Origin of the sequence: Streptomyces sp. UH6 (assembly GCF_013421635.1) — a bacterium.
In the GTDB taxonomy this organism is placed as follows: domain Bacteria; phylum Actinomycetota; class Actinomycetes; order Streptomycetales; family Streptomycetaceae; genus Streptomyces; species Streptomyces abyssomicinicus.
The window spans coordinates 1-1784 of the sequence record NZ_JACADT010001098.1 but is presented as its reverse complement, the minus strand read 5'-3'; the positions used below and the strand labels follow the sequence as shown (position 1 = coordinate 1784).

The 1784-nt window shown below is 70.5% G+C and carries 2 protein-coding genes; one reads left to right on the top strand and one right to left on the bottom strand.

Annotated elements, in window-relative coordinates:
* Positions 1 to 325: 325 nt before the first annotated feature.
* Positions 326 to 664 carry a DUF2516 family protein gene (locus tag HW445_RS29610; RefSeq protein ID WP_164540898.1) on the top strand — a complete coding sequence of 113 codons (339 nt, stop codon included), beginning with the start codon at positions 326 to 328 and terminating at the stop codon, positions 662 to 664.
* Positions 665 to 800: 136 nt separating this feature from the next.
* Here HW445_RS29610 and HW445_RS29605 read toward each other — a convergent pair whose 3' ends face one another.
* The gene (locus HW445_RS29605) at positions 801 to 1595 is read right to left on the bottom strand and encodes an endonuclease I family protein (protein ID WP_180223897.1); all 795 of its coding nucleotides are present in this window, start codon (positions 1593 to 1595) and stop codon (positions 801 to 803) included.
* Between the last annotated feature and the right edge of the window lie 189 nt (positions 1596 to 1784).

The window sequence follows — 1784 nt, the reverse complement described above, 5'->3', positions numbered from 1 at the left end:
CCGGGAAGAAGGCCGCCCCCGCCAAGAAGGCGCCGGCGCGGCGCACCACGAAGAAGTCCACGCCGCCCGCCGAGTGAGACGTCCCGCCGTCGCCGTCGCCGTCGCCGTCGGCCGGGCGGTGATGAGGGCCGGGTGCCCGCGGGTGCCCGGCCCTTCGGCCGGGTAAAGGAGCACCGACAGGCCCGACAGGCACCGACGAGCACGGGCAGCCGGGCAGGGCCACGGGCGCGGAGACGAGTACCGTGGCTGACAAGGGCTGACAGGACCTCCCCAGGACCCCTCCCCGGGCCCGGGCGACCTGAGAGTGGTGGTGGACGTTGTGCTGATGCAGGGCTTCAGCAACCTGATGTATCTGCTGAACCTGGCGCTGATCGTCTTCAGCGGATTCGCGCTGGTGGACGCGGCGATCCGCCGCGAGGACGGCTACCGCGCCGCCGACAAGCAGACCAAGCCGTTCTGGCTGATCATCCTGGGGCTCGCCTTCGTGGTGAACCTGATCTTCCCGATCCTGTCGTTCCTGCCGATCATCGGTCTGATCGCCACGATCGTGTACGTGGTCGACGTGCGTCCCGCGCTGCGCAGCCTCCCCGGCGGCGGGCGCAAGCGCACGCGCGGCGGCTCCAGCAGCGACGGTCCGTACGGCCCCTACAACGGAGGCCGCTGAGACCCGGACCGCCGTACCTCGGCGGCCCTCGCCCGGCCGCCCGTGACACCTGAGCCGTCCCACCCGTATGCCGGGTGGGACGGCTCGGTCGTGACCGCGCCGGGGTGCGGCGGCGTGGTGGCGTGGGGAGGGAGCCCTACCAGATCGCCTCGACCCACTCCGGGTGGTCGATGAACGGGTTGCGGTTGTGCTGGTACGAGTCGTAGATGACCTGGTTGCGGCGCTCCTCGAAGGCGTCCGGCGGGTCCTCGTCGTTCCACGCCTTGAGGACGGCGAGCTTCCCCATGTACGGGTTGCTCCCGTTGTTCACGCTGCTGTTGACCTCCAGGTCGGCCCAGCCGTCGTCGCCCTCGTAGCGGACCGCCATGTAGAAGATCATGCGGGCCACGTCGCCCTTGACGGCGTCGCGCGGCTCGAAGGAGTCGGAGTCGGTGAGGCTGCCGCCGCCGCCCGCGACGGAGCTGCCGCCGTTGTCGAAGTCCTTGTTGCCCCGGATGCTGTTCACCTGCACGTCCTCGGGACGCAGGTGGTGCAGGTCGGTGCCGGGGCCGGTCGCCGTGCCGAAGTCGCCGTGGGACTTCGCCCAGACGTGCTCCCGGTTCCAGTCACCGACGTCACCGCCGTTGAGCGACTTGCTGCGGGAGGCGCCCGAGTACAGCAGGATCACGTTGGAGCTGTTCGACGGGTCCTGGTCGGTGGCCATCAGCGCGTTCCACACGGCCGAGTACGAGACCTTCGTCTGGCTGCTGGTGATCGTGTGCAGCGAGGACTTGAGGCTCGTGCCCGTCTTCCCGACCGCGTTCTTGTAGTACGTCGAGTCGTAGTCCGTCGTGGTGGCCGTGGCCGGCGTCGCGGCCAGGGTGGGACCGGCGAGGAGGGTGGCGACGGCGAGGGCCAGCGCTCTGCGGTGGCGAGTGCGTATCGCGAGCATGCGGGGTGTCCGATCTACGCGTGTTGAGGGGACAACTGGCAGCAGCTTGGCATGAGCATGCGGTCGCGTGGTGTCCTTCAGGTGCCGATTGGGTGACGGATTGCCTACGCGGCGTACGGGGTGGGGGGCCGCGTGCGGGGCGCGGCGGGCCTCGCGGGAGGGCCGCCGCGGCCCTGACGGGCCTGGTGG